The sequence below is a fragment of the [Clostridium] innocuum genome (assembly GCA_012317185.1).
GTDB lineage: Bacteria > Bacillota_I > Bacilli_A > Erysipelotrichales > Erysipelotrichaceae > Clostridium_AQ > Clostridium_AQ innocuum.
The window spans coordinates 3,360,096-3,383,369 of the sequence record CP048838.1; the positions used below are offsets into that span (position 1 = coordinate 3,360,096).

Below are 23,274 nucleotides of genomic sequence, written 5' to 3' on the forward strand. Positions count from 1 at the left end.
CATGAATATTTCATTTTGAAGTCTAAACGATATGCACCGCTGCCATTAGCAGGGAAAGAACAAAGATTCCGACCATAATCCAGTTGATGTTTACATTTTTATCAAGCAGTTTTTTACAGCCGAATGTCAGCAGGAGCGGAACAAGTCCTAAAAACAAGGTATCCAAGGAGGACTGTAATGCGACCGCTTCTCCGCCAGGAATCGGAATGGAAATCGCTGTTGTAAATTTTACAGTAGATGCTGTCATTGCACCAACCATAATCAGACCAAGTATACCGGCGCATTTTGTCAATATCTTTAAGGTACCATTCTGATACATATTTGTGATAAAGCTGGAACCGCTGATAAAGCCGACATATCCCAAAGAGAAGCGCAATGCCATCGTACAGCCGTTATAAATCAGAAAGAAGAGAATCGGTCCAAGGATAGAACCCTGCAATGCAAAGCTGATACCAATACCTGCCGCAATGACACGTACGACACTGAACAGCAGGGAATCTCCGATTCCTGCCAGCGGCCCCATAAGCGCTGCTTTGATTGCGACGATGGAGCTTGTATCAAAGTCATCTACTTCACTGTTTTCTTTTTCCATGGAAGCAACCAGTCCAGCCAGGAACGGATAGATAGCATTGGATACGTTACAAAATTGAACATGACGGTAAAGTGCTTCTTTTTTCTTTTCCGGCTGATCTTTATAATAACGGTTCAGTGCCGGCATAATCTGCCACAAAAATCCGATTGCCATCTGTCTGGCCTGCCCGCCTACCCTTGAACAATGTGCATTCAGTGAACGCCAGCAAATGGAATTGATCATTTTCTTATCTTCTCTTGATAAATTATTTGTCAGTTTCATTGTAAGAAATCCTCCAGTTCCTCATTTGAATCATTTGTGTCAGCACATGCGATTGGGTGCTGTTTCATTCTATTGATTTCAAAATCACGCATGGCTGTCGCTACCACGATGACAATACCGATGACTGCAATCGCGATGATTGGCAGCTTCATATAGATAAACATAACGAAGCCGAGCAGATAATAAATACCGATTTCCTTTGTCCAAATCATTTTCATCAGCAAAGCCAGACCAACTGCCGGAAGCAGCTGTCCGCAAACGGTAAGGCCGGTCATGACAACATCCGGAATGGAATCCACAAATGCTTCAACTGCATTGTAGCCCACATATACACCGAAGAATACGATAGCAGCAAAGAACAGATTTTTAGCCAGCCAGACGCCAAAGTTCAAGTAGATGAGAAGCCCTCTTTCATTTCCCTCGAGTGCCCATTTATCCATTAAGGTTGTGAATACGGTCAGGAAAATATTATTTACAAACATGGTTACAAATCCCATTAGAATCCCGATAGGTACAGCAATCGTCAAGGCTGCCTGCGGATCCAGTGTAGCATTAGTTGCGAAGGCTACCGCAAATACGGTTGCCGCAGAATGGTCCGCTGATATCTGTCCACCGATATTGACAGACCCCATAAATACAGCCTCCAGTGTTGCCCCGATAATCAGCCCCTGTTGCAAATCCCCAAGCAAGAGTCCTGTAACCGCCCCGATAAAGATTGGTCTGTCTGACATGCTTTGACCAAACATCCAGTTTCCGGCATAACAGATGAAATAGGACAATGCAGATAATAAAGCAACGTTTAACATATTCAATTCCCTCCTTTAATTGTTTTCCAGCAGCTTTTTCACACTGATTTTAGGATTTGTCGGTATAACCCAGTGAATGGTTTCCATATCAAGCTTGGCGATTTCTTTCAATGCTTCCAATTCCTTTGGTGTACAGCCGACATCCGCATTCAGCTGCTTCTTTTCCGATGCTGCTTCAAAGCGCCCGACATTCGCTACATTTATCGATTCCACCTTGCAATTGGTAGCGATTTTCAAAGCATCCTGAATACTATTGGTTAAGACAAACATCTTAACAGTCTCAGATTTGGGATTATTAAACACCTTGATGGCATCATCAACACTGCGAATCAAAACCTTCACGCCATTTGGAGTTGCCATTTTCAATGTCATCTGCTGTACCTCGTTTTTTGCCGCCTGATCATTTGCCACTACCAGATGATTGGTAGCGAAATGCTTTGACCATACGACTGCTATCTGCCCATGAATCAAACGATCATCTACTCGAATTTGAATTATCATACGTTCCTCCTTAGATGCAGCTTTTATAAATCGCTGCTAAATCATTGCTGTTTAATACGCAGGGTGAATTGACAAGCAGCCGCTGTTGCTTTTCATACACGCTGACTGCCCATGTGTCACAAATCCCCTCATCGATCCCCAATGCTTTGAAATCCGGACATGGATAGATTTCAGATAACAACTTTTGTAGTCCTGAAACAGAAGAAATATCTGCTGGCAGATCCTTTAAAGCATTTTCAAGCTTGTATAATGGTATATTCTTTTTTTGATAGTATTGCAGAGTCTGTGCAAATACGGCATAGACTGCTTCTCCATGGGCAAGCTGACAGTTCGCACCCAAAGGAAAGGACAGTGCATGCATGGTGGCACATCCCGCTATACTGAAAGCGACTCCCGCCATATTGGCACAAATCAGACTTTTCTGCATATCCTGAGGGAGCTTCTTTGTTTTTCGTGTCTCCTGCAGATTTTCCACAATACCTGAAATCGCACTTCTAGCATACATATCTGTATAGGGGTTTGCCTTGGGTGAAAGCAAAGCCTCAATCGCATGTGCCAATGCATCGATGGATGTGAGTGCAAATGTCTTATACGGCAGCGAGGTCAGCAGTTCTCCAATCAGAATCGCTTTGTCCGGGAACAGTGCATCCATCTGCAGACCAAGCTTACTGTGCAGGGAAGGAAATTCCACAACGGAAACATTGGTTACCTCACTTCCGGTTCCACAGGTTGTCGGCAAAGCAATCAGCTCCCGCGTTTTACGTACTTCTCTTTTATCGCTGTACAATTCCTGTACGGATCGGCCATCACCGAATACACAAAGCTTTGAAACATCAATCACAGTACCACCGCCGATTGCGATTATACGCTTGTATGGATACGCATTTGCTACTTTTAATATGTCATCTACCCATTCCTCTTTGGGCTCCTTCGTACCGTATGCATCCATATTCAGAAGAACAGCCTTTCCCAATGCATTTGTCTCTTTGATTTTTTTCATCTGGGAATTACTCGTGATTACCAAATCAGTTTCCTGCAGCTTTAAGTTCTTCAAACAGATGTTCAGATCAGCTTCCTGATAGATTTCCCCTTTCATACGAAAAAGCCGATGCAGCTTTGTCTCATGCGAAGAATTCATCCTCATCACCTTCCTTTGACTCGCATGAGGACATCTTCACAAGCTGTAACTGACATTCCTTCAGCATGCTTTCCATCCGTTCAGCAGTTAAACAATCATCGGTCATAGCCGCTGATAAAACAATCGGCAGATTCATACCGGTAACAATCGGAATATCCTTTCCGCTTTCCATTACCATTGCACTAACCTGCTGATTCACACTTCCTCCATAGATATCCGTGAATATGATCGCTTCCCCCACTTCTGCAGAATCCACAAACCTCTGGAGCTGTTGCAGATAATCACTGGAAGTGTCTACATAAGCATCTACCGCAGCAATCATGTCTGATTGTCCCAGGAAAAACTCCAAGGTATCCTTTAATCCGGAAGCTAATCTGCCATGCGACGTTAATAAAATCCTTTTCATTTCATCACCTCTCGTCCACTTTATACATCTATATAACCACAACTTAACAACAATTTCAACATATTTTTAGTATTTTATTGTTATTTTTGTTATTTTTTATTTTCATATTTTGGATAAATTGGTGATATGAAGTTTAAATTTGGTTATTTTATAGGTAAATTGTTGTTATTTTCATATCAGTTTGATATAATATACTCAGCAAATGCATAAATTTATATCATCTATAAGCTGGAGGGAAGGATTGCATATGATAAACAACCAAAGAAAAAAAGAGATTATAGAGTATTTAAGTGATACAGATTACCGAACATTAAAGGATATAGCTGATAAATTTGCTATATCGATGAATACTGCACGAAGAGATATCAATGAATTAGCAGAGGAAAACCTGGTTAAGAAATTTTATGGCGGCGTCAGCCTGGCTAGGAAAAAGGACAGCACCTTTCAAAGCAGAATCGCCTCACATATCGAGGAAAAGCAAAGAATTGCGAAATACGCTGCAGCACTGGTGAATGATAATGACCTGCTGTATATTGATTCAGGATCCACCACTTCCTTGTTAACAGACTATCTGCACAGGGATTTTCATTTAACAATCGTTACAAACAACATCTATGTTATTACAAAGGTGATCGAGGTCGTGAACTGGGACTTGATTGTTGTAGGATCAAGATTGAAGCATTCTTCCTGTTCCCTCATAAACGTGTATGACTGGGATTATCTGAATTCTTTAAATGTAAATAAAGCTTTTCTGGCCACAACCGGATTAACCATACAGGGTGGTGCTACAAATCCGGATAATGCGGAAACAATTATTAAAACAAGCATGATGAAAAGAAGTCAGGAGAATTTTCTACTGACCGATTCATCCAAATTTGATCGAACTTCCTTAAGAACCTTCGCCAATATCGAGGACTTCGATAAAATTATCACATCCGGATCTGTACCAAAGCATTTTGTAGAATACTGCGCAGCTGACAGCACACAGCTCATCATTGCATAAGGAGGAGCACCGTATGAACATAGGCTGCTGTATTGCCACAAAGGACATACCCCTGGCAAAGGAATTCGGATACGATTATGTTGAATTATCCGCAAAAGAAATTATGAAAATGGATACGGAGCTATGGAAACTAAAACGTAAGGAAATTTTGCATCCGGGTATTCCGGTATTGGGCTTCAGTGCTTTTGCAGATGAGCAGATGCCTTTGATTGGCCCATCCGCACAGGAGGAGGTCTGGAGTGCTTATTTGGATATATTATTGGAAAGAGCCTCACAGCTTCATATAAAAAACATCGGTATCGGCGCCCCAAAAGCCAGAATGATACCATCGGAGTATGATTATGGGCTTGCAACACGGGAAATGGAATATTTTCTATATACGGCGGCTAGGAAAGCAAACTCCTATGATATCACGATATTGTATGAAGCGCTGCATCCGAAAGAATGTAATTTTGGTAATCATACGCAGGAGTGCTATCAAACTGTAAAGCATATCCATTCACCAAATCTGAAGCTGGTATATGATGTATATCATGCGATAAACACCGGTGAACAGTATGCAGACAGCCGCATGTGCTTTGATGAGATAAGACACGTTCATATCAATTCTTGGGATCAAGGACTGCAACGATATTTCTTATTTGAAAAGGATTTACCCTATGTAAAAGATCTCTGTGTATTTCTGCAATCCGTGGGATATGATAACACGATTTCCGTGGAAGCCTTTGATGCGGATTTCCCAGAAACAGGGGCTGCCTCGGTATCTATTATAAGGGAGGCGTTATACGAGGCAGAAATCAAACATCCATTATCCCGTACACCTTCTCTTTGATAGAGCTCACCTTTTTCTAGGTTCCTAAATTTTTTTTCATTCTCTGATGAAATATGAATACCGTATGCGTCAATTTCTACGAAGAGTCAAGCACAGCAAGAAATGTATACTTATAAGGTGGTAAAGCGATCAGAGGATATTGTGTCTGTGCAGTGCTGTAAAACGAAGAAAGAAAAAGAATGATTTACATAGCAATTCAGATATATATAAAAAAAGGGTATTCCGCTCTATTGTCAATCGGCTGGAATACCCTTTTTTGCTCATAACTGGTAGGAAGCTGTTTTTTTAGAATATTGCAGGGTTAACTGCGAATAGCCTGTGCGAAGGCTATTTCTGACTTTCAAATCCTTCCTATATCTGTTGCAGTGCCTGTTCCCCATGTATCTGTGCCTTTTTCTGGCTGCGCAGCATACACCATATACTGACCACCAGTGTACTGCTTTCACATACAAGCGTTGCATACCAGATTCCTTCACCCTGAAACAGCTCTCCCATAATCCATATAGATGCCGCGATCAGCACAAAGCCGCGCAGCAGCGATATGGCAAAGGAATAGCCGCTTTTCTCCACAGCCGCAAAATAACCGCTGCATACGATATTGTAGCCAATTACCAGATAGCACAGAGAATAAATTCGAAAGGCATGAACGGTATAGGTGAACAACTCGGCTCGTGATGCATCAATAAAAATCGAAACAAGAGCCGGTGTCATAAACAGACAGATTGCCAGCGCCAGCATTGACATCGCAAACGTGGAGTACAGGGCATAGCGCAGGAATAAACGGCAGGTGTTTTCCTCCCGGCGCCCTCGGTAAAAGCTGACCAGTGGCTGCATCCCCTGTGATATTCCCGTAAAGGTCATCATGACAATATTGTAGATATACGTGATAACAGTATAGGTCACCACTCCGTTATCTCCGATATGCTTTAAAATTGCATGGTTGAACAGAAAAATAATCGTACCGGCAGACAGCTCGGTGATAAAATCCGCAGTCCCGATGGGAATAATACGCTTGTAAACCGATAAGTCCATCGTTGTTTTACACCAGTGAATCGTCCCTCTTTTTCCAAGAAAATGAATGGTAAACACGGTAAATGTCAAAACCTGGGACAGACCGGTCGCAATCGCCGCTCCCCGAATCCCCATCCCCACATGCACGACCAGCACATAGTCCATGACGATATTCATCACCGCACCAACCGATACAGCCGCAGTTGCCAGCTTTGGGAATCCATCCGTTTTGACAAGCACCTCCATGGAATAAGATACGATAAAGAAAAACGTAAACCAGATCAGCACGCCAAGATAATCATGCACATAGGGCAATGTTACTTCACTGGCTCCCAGAAACAGGGCAAGTTCATTTTGAAATACCAGCGCCAGCAAAGTGATGATCAAGGCACAGACGGTCAGAAAAATCGTGTTCCTCGTGAATGTTTCATTTGCGCTTTTCATATTGTTTTCTCCACGGAAGATGGCTACAACCGTACTCGTTCCAACAGAGAAGAGAATGGAAAATGCAAAGATGAAATTGACATACGGCATGGAGATATTCACTGCGGAAAGTGCATGCTCGCCAACAAAACGGGCTACGTAAATACCGTCCACCATCGTATACAGATTGAAGACCAGCATGGATACCACGCTGGGAATTACAAATTTAAAAAACTGCTTTTTATGATTCATATTATAACCTCACTTGCATAGATATCATAAACCCTGGTATAATACCAGAGTCAAGAGGTAAATATGAAAACATACTATAAAATCAATGAAATTTCAAAATTATACAACATCGGACAGGATTCCCTGCGTTATTATGAAGAGCTCGGTATTCTTCATCCCATGCGGGACAAAAACAACTACCGCCAGTATACCACCAGTGATATTCATCGTCTGAATGTAATTCGCGATCTTCGTAATCTGGGGTTTTCCATGAAAAGTATTCAGGACTATCTGGAGAACCGAACCATCGCCAACAGTCTTTCCTTCATGGAGGAAGAGGAGCGCATCATCAATCAGAAGATTCAGGAGCTTTATCAGCTAAAGGTCGATATTCTGCATCGCAAGGCGTCTTTAAAAGCGTGTCAGCAGCTGCAGATGGAGGTGATAGAGCTGATGCGCCTGCCTCAGCGCAAATGTGTAGCCTTAAAAACAGATACTGTTCATGATGATGTGGAATATCAGCTGATGAAGCTATCAAAGGAATACGAAAAAAACATTTATACGATTGCGAATTTTAATACCGGCTTCTTTCTGGATGTATCCGATCGTGAACATATTCACGCTTCCTCTGTTTTCATTGCGGGGGAATCCCTGCAGGACTGGGAATTCACACTGCCTGCCGGAACCTATTTGAATCTATATTATCAGGGTGCACGCGATAAAGCGCATGAGCATTTAAAAAGGATGCTGAAATACTGTGATGAAAACGGATATGCCATTGGACGCCATATTATGGAATTCTTTGTTATTGATACGCATGAGACCCATGTGCAGGAGGAATACATCACGCAGCTGCAAATCGAATTGGAGAATATATAGATTATTGTTATAAAACCGTACAGGGCACACAGCTTTGTACGGCTTTTCTTATCTTCTTTTCCTTTAGCAGGTGACGTCATACAGGAAGAACTTCATCAGTGCCTGTTGTCCGGCCAGCTTCACAACCATCTCTGTTTCTCCTCTTCGCTGCATTCCACGGTGCTCATAAAAGCCGTAATTACAGCTAATGTCTGTGTAAAGATAAAAGCTTTGAATATTCTCCTGACGCATATAAGTAAGCGCAGCTGCATAGAGCTGTTTGCCGATTCCCAGACCACGCACAGCTTCATCCAGGACGAAGAATGACAATTCTCCTCCATAGGTTTGCCCGCTACCGTCTAACAGCTCCTGATCAACATTACGAATCTTACCGTAAAAGGAACAGATTTCTCTGCCTTCTCTTTTTATAAGCAAACGCACGATAGCAAGAAGGCTTTGCAGCTTTAGGGAAAACGGACAGCGGTGCTTCTGTATATGTTTTGCCATAATGATACCACAGGGCTTTCCGTCAACGATTGCCACGGCAGTGAAGGTTTGATTGGCAAGACAGGAGTACAAATATACATGTGCGAGTCTGGCTGCTGTATCGGAAGAACAGAATGCATCATATTTCCAGGTTTTGCGTATCACATCCTCCAGAGCAGGTGCATCCTCCTTGTAAAATCTACGAATAACGACCGTTTTGTTCATGATGTTCACTTCTCCTTTATTCTTCATTCTATCAGGTGTATAATCATCTTAAAGTATCCAGTAACTGTAAAGTCAAGAAGAAACATGCCGATTTCCCTAATATTGGGACGGCCAGTATCCCCTTTTTATCGCTAAAACTATTTCCGGATTCAATTCTGTTACATATCGGATACTGAAGGAGGAATTGTATGAAGCTGCCGCCATGGAAAATGACAACTGCACAATTTGCGAAGCTGCATGGTCTGAACAAACGGACACTGCATTACTATGATGAGATAGGATTGTTTTCACCTGCCTTCAAAGGTGAGAACGGATATCGCTATTACGATTACCGACAAAGCATGGAGTTTGAATATATCCGCATGCTGAAAGACCTCCATATGAGTATTGAAGAAATCAAGGAATATGAAAGTAACCCAAGCAGTGCCGGCTTTTTGAAAATTGCCGATACCAAGCTTACCGAAATTGAAAAGGAAATTCAAAGGCTGCAAATGACTGCGGATTCCTTACAGAGAAGAAAGGAACAGCTGCTCCTTTGTGAAAGCGTAGAGAATCTTGAAATCCGTTTAGAGAAACAAAATGAATGTACAGTATCAACGATTCCCTATCCTGATGGCGATGCCTCCATTGCCGTTTTGTTTCATCATATGATGAATGCCTTCGGCGCACAGCAGCTGCGTGATTTGAATATGGGCTGTTTTCTATCCCTTGATAAGGTGCAAAATAGAAACCTGGACAGCTATGACGGTTTGTTCACCACAGCAATTCTTCCGGATACGGATACTATGGTTATTCCAGAGGGAGCCTATTTATGCGGATATGCAAAAGGTGACTGGCAGCAAATCCCGCAGCTGTATGAGGTTATGTGTACCTATGCAGAACAGCATGAAATCATGCTGTCGGGTCCTGCATGGGAAATCGGTCTAAATGAATTTGCGATTTCCTCAATGGATTCTTATGTGACAAAAATCATGATGAAAGCAGACAATGCTTGACTTTCCACCTACTGTACACTATACACTGAATAGGAAAAGGAAGTGTCGAATGAATTTGTCGAGATACTCCTTCTAGCATTATGATCAATCTTTTACGGTGTTCTTGTCATATTGTTTCTGCTGCTATGCTTCCGAATGAAAAAGTAGTTCTTTCCTATGAATGAGGATAACTGAAACAGCTGTTTTTTTACTATGTCGAATACTGGATATCTCATCCGATTTAGCGCAGTTTCATCGCTATACAAATTTTGAAGTTATCACAAAGAAAAACAGCAGTCATGTACCGGCTGCTGTTTTCATTCATTTACGTATCATAGGGGCTCTGTTGCCCTTTATCGTATAAGGAAGCTTAGCAACTGCTTCCAGTGTTTCCTGCATACAGCTGCGTATATCCTCGCAAGCATAGCCCTGCTCTTCACATTCCGAAAGGAACTCTTCTATGACTTCCTCATAACGGTTTTTATGCTCAGTGTTGCGTTTTTTCCAGTTGATTCCGGCAAAGGCAGGTAGAATATTCCAGTTTACAGAAAGAATTCCCAGCTTCATCCATACTGCCAGAATAGGATAGCCTGGATAATGCTGCCAAACGGTCGCATTGTCATTGCTTGAAACCTCATCATCATGAAATCTGACAGTATACGTCTTTGCATAATCGCTGCTGTCAACAAGCGCCTCCTGCTCCTTCACTACAATACGGTCATCTGCCAATGCACTGTATGCCTCATATACCTTTGCTATCGGGGGTAGCTTTTCCACATCATCACCTTCTTTCTATTAGAATACCACGATATATACTGCCTATAAAGTAGTTTTCCACTTTTCCACATTGTTTTCCACATTTGGTGGAAAACTAAAAAAAAGACCGATACCTGTGATGAAATACCGGTCTTGCAGCGATTTCCTTTCCATAAGGAAAGAAAGCATCTTTCTTTCCTATTCTTTATACATTCCCATACACTGCCATACCATACGATATCCGGCTGCCAGATACTGCATGATATGGAGGCTTCACCGTACAACGTATCTGAAAGAGGAGGGACAATTGCACTGAACGGCGTCTATGTGGAATGCCTGCACCCCGTAAGGGATGAAAGAACCTAAATAATTGTTTCTTCTGTTTCCTTATCGAAGAAATGAACCTTGCTAAGATCCATAGCCAGCTCGATATCCTCATGCGGTCTTGCTTCAATGCGGGCCGCTACCTTTGCCTCCAGACGCTGTTTTCCAAAGCGTCCGTGCAGGATAAACTCATGACCGAGCAGTTCACTGACCTCAACATCGAACATGAAATGTGAGGTAGGATAGGTATCCGCAACAATGCCTTCACCATGCAGATCCTCCGGACGGATACCCATGACAACCTCTTTGCCGTCATACGGCTTCATAGCCTCGTGGAACATATCCGGCATTTCGATGCGCTGATCGTTACAGATAAACGCATTTCCCTGATAGGTTCCCTGCAGGAAGTTGGTCGCAGGTGCCCCCAGGAATCCTGCAACAAACATATTCTTCGGATTGTTGTAAATTTCCTTTGGTGTACCGATCTGCTGGATATAACCGGCCTTCATCACAACAATGCGATCCGCCATGGTCATCGCCTCTGTCTGATCATGAGTTACATAAATCGTTGTCGCATTGATGCGCTCATGCAGCTTGATGATTTCACTTCTCATCTGTACACGCAGCTTCGCATCCAGATTTGACAGTGGTTCATCCATCAGGAAAACCTTCGCATTGCGGACGATGGCACGCCCCAGCGCAACACGCTGACGCTGACCGCCGGATAATGCTTTCGGCTTACGATCCAGATAGTCTTCAATTTCCAGTATACGGGCAGCTTCCCGTACACGCTTGTCGATCTCTTCCTTCGGCGTCTTTTTCAGCTTCAGACCAAACGCCATATTATCATAAACACTCATATGCGGATACAATGCGTAGGACTGGAAGACCATGGCAATGTCACGATCCTTTGGTTCTACATCATTCATCAGCTTGCCATCGATATAAAATTCCCCGGCGGAGATATCCTCCAGTCCTGCAATCATACGCAGAGTTGTTGATTTTCCACATCCGGACGGACCTACGAATACAATGAACTCCTTATCCTTGATTTCCAGATTGAAATCAAAAACGGCCTGTACATTATTATCATAGATCTTATCTATATGTCTTAATGATAAATCTGCCATTTTACTTCCTCCTTCTTATTTGTACTTTCGATTGTATACATACAGCTCTGCGAGCAGTCCGGCCAGTCCGGCAATCTCCAATCCCAGATTTCCCAAACCAACGGTTTTCTGTCCGATGACGATCATGCCAAGGAACACAAAGAACAAAACTGCCATGATGATATTCTTCACAATATTGGTTTCCATTATTTCATCACCATCCATCGTATTTCCCCAGGCTGCAGTGTGACATGTTTGCAGTTACCTTCTCCGTCATACACACCACTTTCCTGGATTTCATTTGTATTATTCAAAATCGCATACTGCTTTGACTGCGGATATGCGTGAACCTCACAATACAGGTTGTCCGCATACCATTTCTTGAAGGCTTCCTCCTTGCATGCCGCATAATAGAGGGCACGCAGCAGGATTCTCGTATTCTGGGTGCTGTATGGAAGTCCTGCAATATATACACAGCGTCCTTTTCCATACGCATGGGCTGCCATGTTCACTTCGCCATCGTTATATGCGATGATTTCCGTATCCTCATACAGCGCATAGATATTCTTCATTCCTTCACCGAAATCCAGCGGCTCCACAACATCCTCTGTTATGAAATGCCTGTCCTGCGGTGTATGGAAATATTTATCTGTATGCAGTGTGAAGCCAAGCTCCTTATCCACACCGAATGCATCTGCCATCTGGAAGAAACGCCCGCCATGCTCACAGGCTGTCGGCTCTCCGATTCCTACAAGGCCATGTCCGCTGTATACCCATGCACGCAGCATGCTCACCAGCTTCTCATTTTTCCATATATCACCCCCGGAGAATGCCGTATGCGCATCTCCGGCATTGATGATGACATCAATATCCGCAGGAATACCATTTTCCAGCAGCTCATCAAAGCTGATAAAGACAACATCCACACTGGCTCCACTCAAGGATTCCAGCATCCCGTTATAGGAGTAAATCTGTTTGCAGTACAAACCATGCGCCACCATATAGGCATGCCAGCTGCGTAAGGCTCCCCAGTGATTGAGTATGGCCACCTTCAGCCCGCAGTATGGTGTCTGATCATGTACGATATCGTAAATCTGACGGAATTCCTCACATACCTTTTCAATATATTCTACGAATTTCGGGAACTTATAGGCAAGGCTTGGATATCCGCCATAACCGATACGGTCAATCGGCTTGCGCATGATGGCGCGTCTGGCACTCAGCCAGTTATCCACCGCTTCAATTACCGGATCATTTCCTTCATGAAAGGTATCCGGAAAGAAATACGGAAGGAATCGCCCTTCATGATATTTCACACCGGGAATATCGGAAATCAGACGAAGGGTTGCACCGCCGCCGACACTTCCGACCACAGCATCCAGTCCGATGGAAGAAAAGTATTTACCATACGGCTCGGTACCGATCCAGTTATCACCGAGAAACATCATTGCTTCCTTACCCGCTTCATGTACCAGATCCACCAGCTCTTTAGCCTTACCGCTTACAAAGCGCTGTGTAAAATCAATATACTCCTGATATTCCTTTGTCGGAACACAGAACGTGGAATTATAATAGCCGTTTTGTATAAAAACCTCCGGGCGCAGGCGATAGCCCTTTTCCTGTTCAAATGCCAATATTGCTTCCGTGGATACACTGGCACCATAGCCGCACCAGTCTACGAATTTTTCCTTCGCATAGTTATTGAAAATCAGCGTAAAATGATAGAAGAACGTTGTAAAGCGCACAATATCACAGCGCTTATTCTCTTCCTCCTGCAGCCAGTGTTTCAAATATTCCACAACATAGCCGCTGCTGAACGGCTTGCGTACATCAAACGGTATTTCATGAGGCTTGTCACCCCAGTCATTGGTGATATGATTGTACATCTGTGTCGGATCCCAGAGAATATAGGCAAGAAAGCTGACCGTATATTCATGGAACGGCTGTGCATGATGCACGATAACCGTATGCTGCTTTTGATCCAGCTCCCAGTCATCTGCGGAAATCACAGTCCCACTGGTACGGTCAATAACCTCCCACCATTGCTTGGGATCATGGTCGTAATCCGGTGTGACCTGCTGATCGAAGTATTCTTTGGCAAATGCAATACAGACATCATCTTCGGTTGCCAGTGTATGCGCACTCATCAGATAAATCTGCTGGCATTCCTCCATGTGCTGTTCAGCGAATTCATTATGCCCTCTGGCTACGAAATATGTGGTATATATCTTCGCATCCAGATTCCGGATTCCTTCATCTAGCTTTGTGCCGTCGCTGTCACGGATTGCATCCGCACCCCAGCGCTCCAGCAAATCCTTTGTTTCTTCCAGAAAATTGCTTTCTCCTGGCAATGTAACTCTGCCGAATGTTTTTTTCATAGTCGTGTTGCTCCTAATCTTTCAGACCTCCAAGGCTCATGCCCTGGGTCAGTTTCTTCTGTACACAGATATACAGAATCAAAGTTGGTACCATAACGATAACAAGACCGGCATACATGACACCGTAATTCGCCTGCGAGCGCTGATCCGCCATCAGAAATTTCAATCCGACAGCCAGCGTTGCATTGTCCTTATCCATCAAGGTAAACGCCATGATATACTCATTCCAGAACGCAAGGAACTGGAACAGAATAACGGTAATGATACTTGGTCTGGCCATTGGAATCATGATTTTCGTCATTGTCTTGAAATAACCGCAGCCGTCAATCAGTGCTGCTTCCTCATACGCCTTCGGCAGCGTCTTGAAGTAGCCGCTCAGCAGATAAATCGTGAACGGAAGACTGGTCGCTGCATTCACCAGTGCCAGCATGACCTTATTATTCAGGAACACCTCCACACCGAGCAGTTGATCCGCCTGAAACAGCATCAGATAAATCGGCAGCACAATATAGTTTACATTGACAAACAGGCCTGCCATAAACAGGGCATTGAAGAATTTCTTGCCCTTGAACGGATATCTTGCCAGAACATAGGATGCAGGCAGTGCCAGCACCAGCAGGAAAATCAGACCGAGCACGGTGACAAATACGGAATTGATGAAATACTCTCCCATGCGGGCCTTTTCCATCGCATCAACGAAGTTACTCCAGAGAAACTGCGTCGGCATGGACCATGGATCGCCAACCAGATCCAGCTGTGATTTCACACTGGACAGAAATACCCAGGCAACCGGAACGATGATGCTGATGGCGAATACAATCATCGCCACGTAGACGAATATCTTATACCAGGCATGAGAGGACATTTTTTTCTTATTCATAGCTCACACCTCCTAGAATTCCAGAACATCACGTTCTGTGATTTTGTTCAGTAAACCGGACAGGGCGAAGGAGAAGATAAAGGTGATGACACCGATTGCCATACCATAGGAATAATTTCCTCCGAATGCCTTGTTATACATATAGTTCAGCGGTACTTCACTTCCAAGATCTCCATTCGTATTGATCTGAATGAACATAAAGCTTAGATTGATCGTGGAAATAACGAAGAAGGTCAGTGTTGTTCGGATGTTGTTCCAGATCAGTGGAAGCGTAATCATGAAGAACTGTTTTACCTTTCCTGCCCCTTCCAGAGCAGCCGCCTCATACAGGTTTTCCGGAATGGACGACATACTGGCCATATACATAACCATATAGTAGCCGATTGCCTGCCATACCAGTGCAAAGATAATGGAATATAATATGATACCGGAATCTCCCATCCATTGCTTCTGCAGCATACCCAGACCGATCATTTCAAGAAAACTGTTCAGCAATCCGTTATCCGGTGCATAAATTGCCGAGAAGATACCGGCGATAACAACAATACTTAAAATATTAGGAATGTAGAAGATGACACGGAAGAAGTTTTTCCCTTTGAATTCTTCTCTTGTCAGCAAGGTCGCAAACAGAACAGCGAGTACAACGGTAAACAGCGTCACCATTACAATGATCAGAATCATGTTCTGCATGGATTCAATAAAACGCGAATCGGTAAATAAAATTTTAAAGTTGTTCAATCCTACAAACGGGGCATCGCCGACGATTCCCGTTTTCCCGTACAGAGAGTAACGGAATACGTTGAAGGTAGGAATCACCATAAAGAGAATCACAAGAATAACCGCCGGTGCCAGACAGGCAAAGACAAATCTTCTCTGTGCTTTCTTTTTATTCATTACTTAACCCTCCTTTTCTAAAAAGCAGTGAGCGATTCGCTCACTGCTAGTTCAATAAATCATGCTCACAAATTTATTTTACTGGATGCTCACTAATCGTTTTCCAAGTTTTCACTAATTCACTGTTCCACTTTTCAGCAGTAGTCTTACCAGTATTGATATCATCAGCTGTGAAACATAATACCTTCTTCATGTCTACATCAGGGATAGCCGCAGAGTCAAATGGTGCAAATGCGCCGATAACTGCAGTAACATTCTCGTCATTGTATACATTGTACAGCTCTTTGTTAACGCCTGTCAGTTTTTCTGTGATACCGTTGACAGGTACAACACAGTTGTATTTCAGCATGATGTTTGCGCCTTCCTCAGAATAGATAAATTTCAGGAATGCTTTTGCGTCGTCTTTGTTCTTAGCTTCGGAAGGGATCCAGCACTGCTCTGTAAAGGTCGTGATGGCTTTCTTTCCGTCTTTTGTCAGTGCAGGCACTGCGCTTACACCCCATTTGAAATCCTTCGGAGTTGTAGCTTCCATTTCACCAACTACCCAGCTTCCGTTTGGCATGAACAGAGCCTTACCGTCGATAACAGCCTGCTGGTTCTTTGTGAATCCGTCTTTTACGTTAGCATTTGCAACCGTATTCGGTTCCATGTAATCTTTTACAAGACGTCCGATGGTATCGGTAACTGTCTTACCTTCTTTTGTTTTCCAAGCCTCAGAATCGTAGTTCAGCAGCTTGCTCAGCAGATCCTGTCCGCCGGCTTCCTGAATAACGGAAAGGATTGTGTTATCCAGATATCCTGCTGTTGCATACGTGAACAGAGAAACCTTGCCTTCTTCTTTCAGCTGGTCACCAAGCTTGAACATATCATCCCAGGTCTGAGGAATTTCATATTTCTTTCCTTCGCCAACCAGGTTTGCATTGTAATATAAACCACCAGGTGTATACATGATTGGTGCCAGATAGTTTTTGCCGTCACCATAGAACTGAGATACCGGGTTGTTTACGAAATCCGGATTGATGTTTTTCTTAACATTTTCATCTGCGAATACATCAGAGATGTCTTCCACCTTCTTGCTGTTCAGCTGAGTTTCTGTAAACTGGCTTTGCTGTCCCAGGTTGTAATAAACGATATCGGAATATTCCCCTTTGCTGTTTTCCTTGTTCAGAACTGCTGGTAAGTCCTTCTCAAAACGAAGCTCAATCTTGACATCTTTATTTTTTGCTTCGAATGCCTTCGCCATTTCCTTCCAAACTTCTTCACCGTTTCCTCCAGAGAACGCATCAAATTTAACGATACGTTTTTCGCCGTCACTGCCAGAAGATGCATCATCCTTCTTGCTGCTGCAGCCTGTAACAACGCTTGCGGCCATTAACCCTACACAAGCAAGTGCTACCATTTTTTTCATAATGAATTTCCTCCTTCATCTGGATATGTTTTCCATACCTAAATATTACTGAATGTAAGCGTTTTATGCAATGCATATATTGTTCTGTTTTTTATAGATATTGTTTTTCAAACAATAAAATGCAAGAAACTGTAAATCTTTTCAGAAATCACATTTTTTACATTTCTTTACATTCAAAGACAACCATCATTATATAAGATAAATCGAAGAAAATAAATAGTATTCATACAGTTATTCTTCGATACAAACAAAAATACAAGAAATTTTAACAAGAAATACCAATTTACAAGAACTACATATAAATTAAATTCCTTTTTATTGACGCTGTATATGAAGTCAGTACTTATAAAATAGCTGTACATGATGAAAGAGCAGGCTGGCAACAATCAGAAAACAGGTGACAAATTGTTTATCAGAAAACATACAGTCAGCAGGTTGCACAGAAGCATAGCCGCTTTTCTGCACGACATTCCACACCCTCCGGTTTCCATTTTTTCCATTTTTTATTTTTGTGTCAAAATCGTGCTATAAAATCGTGCTATACTATAGATAGAGAGGAGGGATTTTCATGAAGTACGCCAGCTATCTCTATTATTTTCTATATCCGTATCTGATGCTGTTATCTCAATATCCTATTCATACCGCCTATAAGAACATGATGCAAACATATGATTTCACCGAGTACTATCTCGTCTTCTGCAGTATTTTTCTTCTGACTGGTATCTCCGTATTCCTCCTGTATCACTGTTATCAAGCGATACAGCCCCGTATACGCTATGGAATCGAGCTTGTAAACCTCATTCTTCTCGGCTCGTACGTTTACAGCTTTTTCAGCGGAAATCAGCTTCTCCCGGTATTCTCCATCCTTCTGGTCAGTGACTTTGCTCGGGGATTGACCATGGTGTACGCCGGCTTTACTCTCTGTGATATTATCAAAGGCGCCATTTCAAAAATTCATCCTGTTTCATAGTATTATCATACGGTATCCGCAGAGGATACCTTTTTCAACCTGCAGGTTTCTTGTCCAGTTTTTTCATATAATTGCCACAAAGAACGTTACACATTTCCTTTTTCCACTCTTTCCTATATAATGAACGTTAGAAGGTGAAATTATGAAACAGAATGTGAACGTACTATTGATTGTCTGTGATCAGTTTCGGGGGGATGCTTTATCCTTTGCGAACCATCCGGATGTTAAAACCCCTTATCTGGATTCCCTGGCTGCGGCTGGTGTCTTTTTCTCCCATGCTTATTCAGCCACGCCAAGCTGTATCCCCGCACGGGCCGCCCTGATGACGGGAAGAAGTCAAAAGCGGCATGGACGCGTCGGTTATCTTGACGAGGTGGAGTGGCGTTATCAGCATTATATGGCTGAGGAATTTTCAAACAGCGGCTATCAGACGCAGTGCATAGGCAAGATGCATGTACATCCTCCAAGACTGACCTGCGGCTTTCAGAATCTGCAGCTCCACGACGGTTATCTGGGCTGTTATCGCAGCCTGGATATTCCGCACTGGATGCATCAGGATGTCAGTGATGATTATTTGCAGGATCTGCGCAATGTGCTGGGAGAAGATGCAGACATCAATACCAGCGGAGCGGAATGCAATTCCTGGGTAACGCATCCCTGGATTTATGAAGAGCGCCTGCATCCGACCAACTGGGTTGCAGATAAAAGTATTCGCTTTTTAAAAACACGGGATCGCACCCGGCCGTTTTTCCTCATGTCCTCCTTTGTTCGTCCGCATCAGCCCTTAGATCCTCCTAAAGCATATTTTGATATGTATAAGGATAAAGAGCTTCGCTCACCGGCTAGCGGTGACTGGGATCCGCAAAACGGAGCAGGTGCGGCTGGCAGAATTTCAGACTCCATATACGGCTGCTGTGATGCTGCTATGCGAAAGGATGCCATGGCCGGCTACTATGCGGCAATCACCCATGTTGACCATCAGCTGGGCCGCATCCTGACAACGCTGAAGGAAGACGGCGTCTATGACGATACCATCATCTTGTTTACCAGTGATCACGGAGAGATGCTGTTTGACCATAATTTATGGCGCAAGGTCTTTCCATATGAAGGAAGCACCCATATTCCGTTCCTTGTGCATATCGGTAAGCATATAGCGGATATCGTACCACATACTGTCAATGGCATTACGGAGCTGCGCGATGTCATGCCGACGCTGCTGGATCTGTGCGGGCTGCAAATCCCCCATACGGTGGATGGATGCTCTTTGAAGGATTGTATCCTGCAGGAAGCTGAATCTGTGCGAAGCTATCTGCACGGAGAACACAGCTTTCACGATAAGCTCTCCAATCACTATATCGTTACTCAACAGGATAAATTTATATGGTACAGTGAAACAGGCGAGGAACAGTATTTTGACCTGAGCCGGGATCCGCAGGAAACACACAACGCCATCCTGGATGAGGAGTATCAGTCACGTATAAGCGAGCTTCGTGGCATCCTCATTCAAACACTAGAGAATCGAGAGGAAGGGTTTAGCGACGGCACCAGACTGATCTGCCGCAAGGCACAGGACATCCTACAGAATGTGCATGATTACTAACCGCAGGAAACTGCGGTTTTTTTATGCCCTGGGCAACCTGCTGTTGATACATACAGCAGTATGATGGATAACGTGCTGCATATCTGTTTACCTTGAAGACCTCACCCTCATGATAAAGTCCAAGAGCCAATGCAGCCACAATAAAAAAACAGGCGGCATGCATATGAATGGAAAGCACAGGCAGCCTCCTGTACAAAGCATGAGTAGACAAGAGTCGGGTATTCCATTGTACGGATAACATCCAAGAAGGTCTGCGCCGATATGGGTTCCTTCTTACTTTAGGTGTTGGAAAAGGGAGAATTCAACTTCTATTGATAATTACAATAGTGTTACATTCTCCCTTTTTTAAATTTACCCTCAGTTGAGTAAGAACTTCGATATCATCACAGACATTTTCCAGCTTTCCTACGCATGGAAACTGAAGCACATGGTATCCGAGCGTTTCTACCGTCCTTTTTTTACCGGATTTTTCGGCTTGTAAATACGGAAGATAACTCCCTCTGCCATATTCTCTCCGACAACCTCATAGCCATTGGCACTGACAACCTTTGCCACAATCGACAGACCCAGACCGAATTTTCCGCCCTTTCCCATCTCATACGGCTTAAACAGCACCTTCAGGCGATCCTCATCCATACAAGGTCCGTCATTGGAAATGGTCAGACCCTCTTCCTCACTCAGATGGATATCAATCGTTGTTTTCGCATACCGCAATGCATTTTCAATAATATTCTCCACGACTACGCGCCACGGCTCTGCCAGTCCGTCAAAGTAAACCTCCTCTAGATTTGTCAGGATCTGAATATCCGAGCGGATGAATCTGGTGTTCTGCACAACCGTTTCCACGATTTCCTCCATATTGGAGCCGATTCCCTCACAATCCTGAGAAATCAAATATTCCACGCGGTTCATGAACAGCAGGGAATGTACCTTCTGTTCCAGCCGGTCGGCATTTTCAATAATAACATCGACGCTTTTCTCCAGTGTATCATACGGATAAATACCGTCCTTGATGCTTTCACCGTAGCTTTTGATCGTCGCAATCGGTGTTTTCAGGTCATGGGAAATATTGTGAATCATTTCTTCCTTCGTCTTTTCCTGCTTGCGCAGCTCTTCCCGCATGCTTACAAGTGCATCCGCCAGCTCGCCGATCTCATCCCGCCGGTTTACACGCAGGTCCGCATCCTTGCCAAGCTTGACACGTTCGATATAGTTTCGTATCTGATTCAGGGGGTGAATCAGCGTCAGTACCCACATCATCATAATGATGAAGAAGAAGCCGACAACTATCACCGTGATATAGACAACGCTGTTAATCAGTGAGTTCTCCAGCTTGCCCATATTGTCGCTGTACATCTTGCTAACAAGCAGCTGGTCATCTGCCACCTTGTAAATGCTGTAGTAGGAATCCCGATCTCCGCTGACCTTCTTCACGATTCCGTGATGAATCTTATCGCCTGCCGTATAACGGGCATTGATACTCAGAATGTCCTGTGCAATGGCTTTCCATTCAGAGCTGTTCAAATCCATATCCGAGGTGTTTTTACCTGCCAGCGTAACATGCGTGGCACCATCCAGCGTCTTATCCACCCGCACCATAAAGATATCGATACCGGCTGCGGAGTTGATCAGCTGGCGCTGTTCATCATTGGTACTATCACTCATAGCCCAGCTTTGCAGCGTCGAATCCAGAGTACCATACATCTGTTCACGTATCACAGTGGTCACATTGCCGTTGATGTAGACAAAGAAGAAGACCGCAAAAAATGTGACAAAGAAAAAGATTAGGGCAAACAGCTGCTGTGTCAGTGACAGCCGCTTGACAAATTCATTAAAACGCTTCATTATCCTAAACGGTATCCGTAACCGTAAATGGTATGAATGTTCAGATTCGGAAGCTTCTTACGCAGTCTTCGCAGCGTATCATCCACAACACGGTCACTTCCGAAATAATTTTCCTCCCATACACTGGTCAGAATCTTATCCCGGTTGAACGCCATTCCCTTGTTTTTGATAAACAGCATCAGCAGATCAAATTCCTTGGTTGTCAGATCGATTTCCACACCGTGATCAAACACCTTGCGCTGTTCCTCATCCAGCTCATAGCCGTCCACCATGATCCGGTTGTTGTCATCCTTATAGACGCGCTTGATGACATTGTTTACACGCAACACCAGCTCCTTTGGGGAAAAGGGCTTCGTGATATAGTCATCGCTTCCTTTTTCCAAACCGATGATACGGTCAAATTCCTTATCTCTGGCAGACATGAAAATAACAGGGATATCCCTCCCCTGAAGGCGGATTTCCTCAATCAGATCAAAACCGCTCTTGTCATCCAGCATGATATCCAGAATCCATAAATGCACATCATCATCCATTACATGCGCACTTGCTTCTTCATATGTATAATAAGAACGTACTTCATAGCCTTCCTTTTTTAAATACTGATTCACCAGGTCGTTGATGGCCTTTTCATCCTCGACAACGCAGATTACTTTCTTCATTAACATCACCTCATACCCCTATTTTAGACTAAATTATGTGAAAAAAAAAGCTATTTTTCAAAGTAGCTGCTTTTCACATGGATTTCTCACATTTGCCGCTGTGTTTCCACTCAATTTCCGACATTTCTCGACATTTCCCGGGAAACGTAAAAAGACTCCCCCAAAAGGTAGCTACTCATAAAACAGTATCAACCAACAAACTGAAATAGGGTAGCTGCCATACAGGGTGCAGAAAAGTAGGCGTATCGTCAAAGCGATACGCCTATTTTTTGCATTTAAGCTATTGAAGCAGACGGCTTGTTGTCATTTCTACAATCGATTAAGTAAATTGACTCGCCAATCATGTTTTCATACCCAGCAGCTTTAACAATTTGTTCCGAATAAAGATATTCACTTTCAGAGAAGCAAAATATTGCAATCAAGCTACCATCGCTACAATTTGCAGCTTCGTATATCTTCACTTGTGTAAATACATGTGCTAATGCTGAGTTGCTCGCCAATTTAAACTCGACAATACTTTGATTTTTTTGCCCCATTGAAATTATGAAGTCGGCTTGTCCTCTTCCGTTATTAGGCTCTGCGTCTACTTTATAGTTCGTACCATACCAAACAAAGCGGAAGAGTCTTTGCAAATCATTTTCCTTTGCAATTTGTTTCCCTTTAACATATAGATTTTTGTATCCGTCGCAATCTTCAATTATATG

23 protein-coding genes are annotated in these 23,274 nt (G+C 43.4%); 6 read left to right on the forward strand and 17 right to left on the reverse strand.

The features are described from left to right. Positions 1–22 precede the first annotated feature (22 nt). From G4D54_16355 to G4D54_16375, 5 genes are read right to left on the reverse strand one after another with little or no spacing between them, the layout of a single operon-like run. Entirely contained in the window at positions 23–853 is an 831-nt protein-coding gene (locus tag G4D54_16355) for a PTS system mannose/fructose/sorbose family transporter subunit IID (protein QJA03899.1), read from the reverse strand. Further along, entirely contained in the window at positions 850–1,659 is an 810-nt protein-coding gene (locus G4D54_16360; protein QJA03900.1) for a PTS sugar transporter subunit IIC, read from the reverse strand. The genes G4D54_16355 and G4D54_16360 overlap by 4 nt, the downstream gene beginning before the upstream one ends. 15 nt (positions 1,660–1,674) lie before the next feature. Further along, positions 1,675–2,160 (reverse strand): PTS sugar transporter subunit IIB, encoded by a 486-nt coding sequence (locus G4D54_16365; GenBank protein ID QJA03901.1) that lies wholly within the window; start codon positions 2,158–2,160, stop codon positions 1,675–1,677. Between the two features lie 10 nt (positions 2,161–2,170). Beyond that, positions 2,171–3,304 (reverse strand): 4-hydroxybutyrate dehydrogenase, encoded by a 1,134-nt coding sequence (locus G4D54_16370; protein QJA03902.1) that lies wholly within the window; start codon positions 3,302–3,304, stop codon positions 2,171–2,173. Further along, entirely contained in the window at positions 3,282–3,704 is a 423-nt protein-coding gene (locus tag G4D54_16375; protein ID QJA03903.1) for a PTS fructose transporter subunit IIA, read from the reverse strand. Before G4D54_16375 ends, G4D54_16370 begins: the two co-directional genes overlap by 23 nt. Positions 3,705–3,951: 247 nt before the next feature. On the opposite strand from G4D54_16375, the gene G4D54_16380 reads away from it, so the two are divergent. Then, positions 3,952–4,707, forward strand: a complete 756-nt coding sequence (locus tag G4D54_16380; protein ID QJA03904.1) for a DeoR/GlpR transcriptional regulator — start codon at positions 3,952–3,954, stop codon at positions 4,705–4,707. A gap of 13 nt (positions 4,708–4,720) precedes the next feature. Then, the gene (locus G4D54_16385) at positions 4,721–5,539 is read left to right on the forward strand and encodes a sugar phosphate isomerase/epimerase (protein QJA03905.1); all 819 of its coding nucleotides are present in this window, start codon (positions 4,721–4,723) and stop codon (positions 5,537–5,539) included. A 351-nt stretch (positions 5,540–5,890) separates the two neighbouring features. On the opposite strand, the gene G4D54_16390 is transcribed toward G4D54_16385, so the two are convergent. Next, positions 5,891–7,225 carry an MATE family efflux transporter gene (locus G4D54_16390; protein ID QJA03906.1) on the reverse strand — a complete coding sequence of 445 codons (1,335 nt, stop codon included), beginning with the start codon at positions 7,223–7,225 and terminating at the stop codon, positions 5,891–5,893. A 63-nt stretch (positions 7,226–7,288) separates the two neighbouring features. Between G4D54_16390 and G4D54_16395 the strand changes: the two genes are divergently transcribed. Continuing rightward, entirely contained in the window at positions 7,289–8,083 is a 795-nt protein-coding gene (locus G4D54_16395; GenBank protein ID QJA03907.1) for a MerR family transcriptional regulator, read from the forward strand. A 63-nt stretch (positions 8,084–8,146) separates the two neighbouring features. Here the strand turns inward: G4D54_16395 and G4D54_16400 are convergent, their stop codons facing one another. Beyond that, positions 8,147–8,773, reverse strand: a complete 627-nt coding sequence (locus G4D54_16400) for a GNAT family N-acetyltransferase (protein QJA03908.1) — start codon at positions 8,771–8,773, stop codon at positions 8,147–8,149. A gap of 188 nt (positions 8,774–8,961) precedes the next feature. Here G4D54_16400 and G4D54_16405 point away from each other — a divergent pair, with 188 nt between their 5' ends. Beyond that, positions 8,962–9,768 (forward strand): MerR family transcriptional regulator, encoded by an 807-nt coding sequence (locus G4D54_16405; GenBank protein ID QJA03909.1) that lies wholly within the window; start codon positions 8,962–8,964, stop codon positions 9,766–9,768. Between the two features lie 300 nt (positions 9,769–10,068). On the opposite strand, the gene G4D54_16410 is transcribed toward G4D54_16405, so the two are convergent. The 7 genes from G4D54_16410 to G4D54_16440 form a co-directional block, all read right to left on the reverse strand. Further along, on the reverse strand, positions 10,069–10,524 hold the full coding sequence (locus tag G4D54_16410) for a hypothetical protein (protein ID QJA03910.1): 456 nt from the start codon (positions 10,522–10,524) through the stop codon (positions 10,069–10,071). Between the two features lie 341 nt (positions 10,525–10,865). Continuing rightward, positions 10,866–11,957: a sn-glycerol-3-phosphate ABC transporter ATP-binding protein UgpC gene (gene ugpC, locus G4D54_16415; protein ID QJA03911.1), complete on the reverse strand. Its 1,092-nt coding sequence runs from the start codon at positions 11,955–11,957 to the stop codon at positions 10,866–10,868. 15 nt (positions 11,958–11,972) lie between these two features. Further along, positions 11,973–12,143, reverse strand: a complete 171-nt coding sequence (locus G4D54_16420) for a hypothetical protein (GenBank protein QJA03912.1) — start codon at positions 12,141–12,143, stop codon at positions 11,973–11,975. Further along, on the reverse strand, positions 12,143–14,314 hold the full coding sequence (gene gnpA, locus G4D54_16425; GenBank protein QJA03913.1) for a 1,3-beta-galactosyl-N-acetylhexosamine phosphorylase: 2,172 nt from the start codon (positions 14,312–14,314) through the stop codon (positions 12,143–12,145). Before gnpA ends, G4D54_16420 begins: the two co-directional genes overlap by 1 nt. A gap of 13 nt (positions 14,315–14,327) precedes the next feature. Next, the gene (locus G4D54_16430) at positions 14,328–15,194 is read right to left on the reverse strand and encodes a carbohydrate ABC transporter permease (protein ID QJA03914.1); all 867 of its coding nucleotides are present in this window, start codon (positions 15,192–15,194) and stop codon (positions 14,328–14,330) included. 12 nt (positions 15,195–15,206) lie between these two features. After that, positions 15,207–16,088 carry a sugar ABC transporter permease gene (locus G4D54_16435; protein QJA03915.1) on the reverse strand — a complete coding sequence of 294 codons (882 nt, stop codon included), beginning with the start codon at positions 16,086–16,088 and terminating at the stop codon, positions 15,207–15,209. A gap of 73 nt (positions 16,089–16,161) precedes the next feature. Beyond that, positions 16,162–17,496, reverse strand: a complete 1,335-nt coding sequence (locus tag G4D54_16440; GenBank protein ID QJA03916.1) for a carbohydrate ABC transporter substrate-binding protein — start codon at positions 17,494–17,496, stop codon at positions 16,162–16,164. Positions 17,497–18,064: 568 nt separating this feature from the next. Between G4D54_16440 and G4D54_16445 the strand changes: the two genes are divergently transcribed. Both G4D54_16445 and G4D54_16450 read left to right on the forward strand, forming a co-directional pair. Continuing rightward, the gene (locus tag G4D54_16445) at positions 18,065–18,466 is read left to right on the forward strand and encodes a hypothetical protein (protein QJA03917.1); all 402 of its coding nucleotides are present in this window, start codon (positions 18,065–18,067) and stop codon (positions 18,464–18,466) included. Between the two features lie 142 nt (positions 18,467–18,608). Then, positions 18,609–20,066, forward strand: a complete 1,458-nt coding sequence (locus G4D54_16450) for an arylsulfatase (GenBank protein ID QJA03918.1) — start codon at positions 18,609–18,611, stop codon at positions 20,064–20,066. 444 nt (positions 20,067–20,510) lie between these two features. Here the strand turns inward: G4D54_16450 and G4D54_16455 are convergent, their stop codons facing one another. From G4D54_16455 to G4D54_16465, 3 genes are all read right to left on the reverse strand, one after another. Then, positions 20,511–21,911 (reverse strand): HAMP domain-containing histidine kinase, encoded by a 1,401-nt coding sequence (locus tag G4D54_16455; GenBank protein QJA03919.1) that lies wholly within the window; start codon positions 21,909–21,911, stop codon positions 20,511–20,513. Beyond that, positions 21,911–22,570, reverse strand: a complete 660-nt coding sequence (locus G4D54_16460; GenBank protein QJA03920.1) for a response regulator transcription factor — start codon at positions 22,568–22,570, stop codon at positions 21,911–21,913. The genes G4D54_16455 and G4D54_16460 overlap by 1 nt, the downstream gene beginning before the upstream one ends. 275 nt (positions 22,571–22,845) lie before the next feature. Then, positions 22,846–23,202, reverse strand: a complete 357-nt coding sequence (locus G4D54_16465; protein QJA03921.1) for a hypothetical protein — start codon at positions 23,200–23,202, stop codon at positions 22,846–22,848. Positions 23,203–23,274 lie beyond the last annotated feature (72 nt).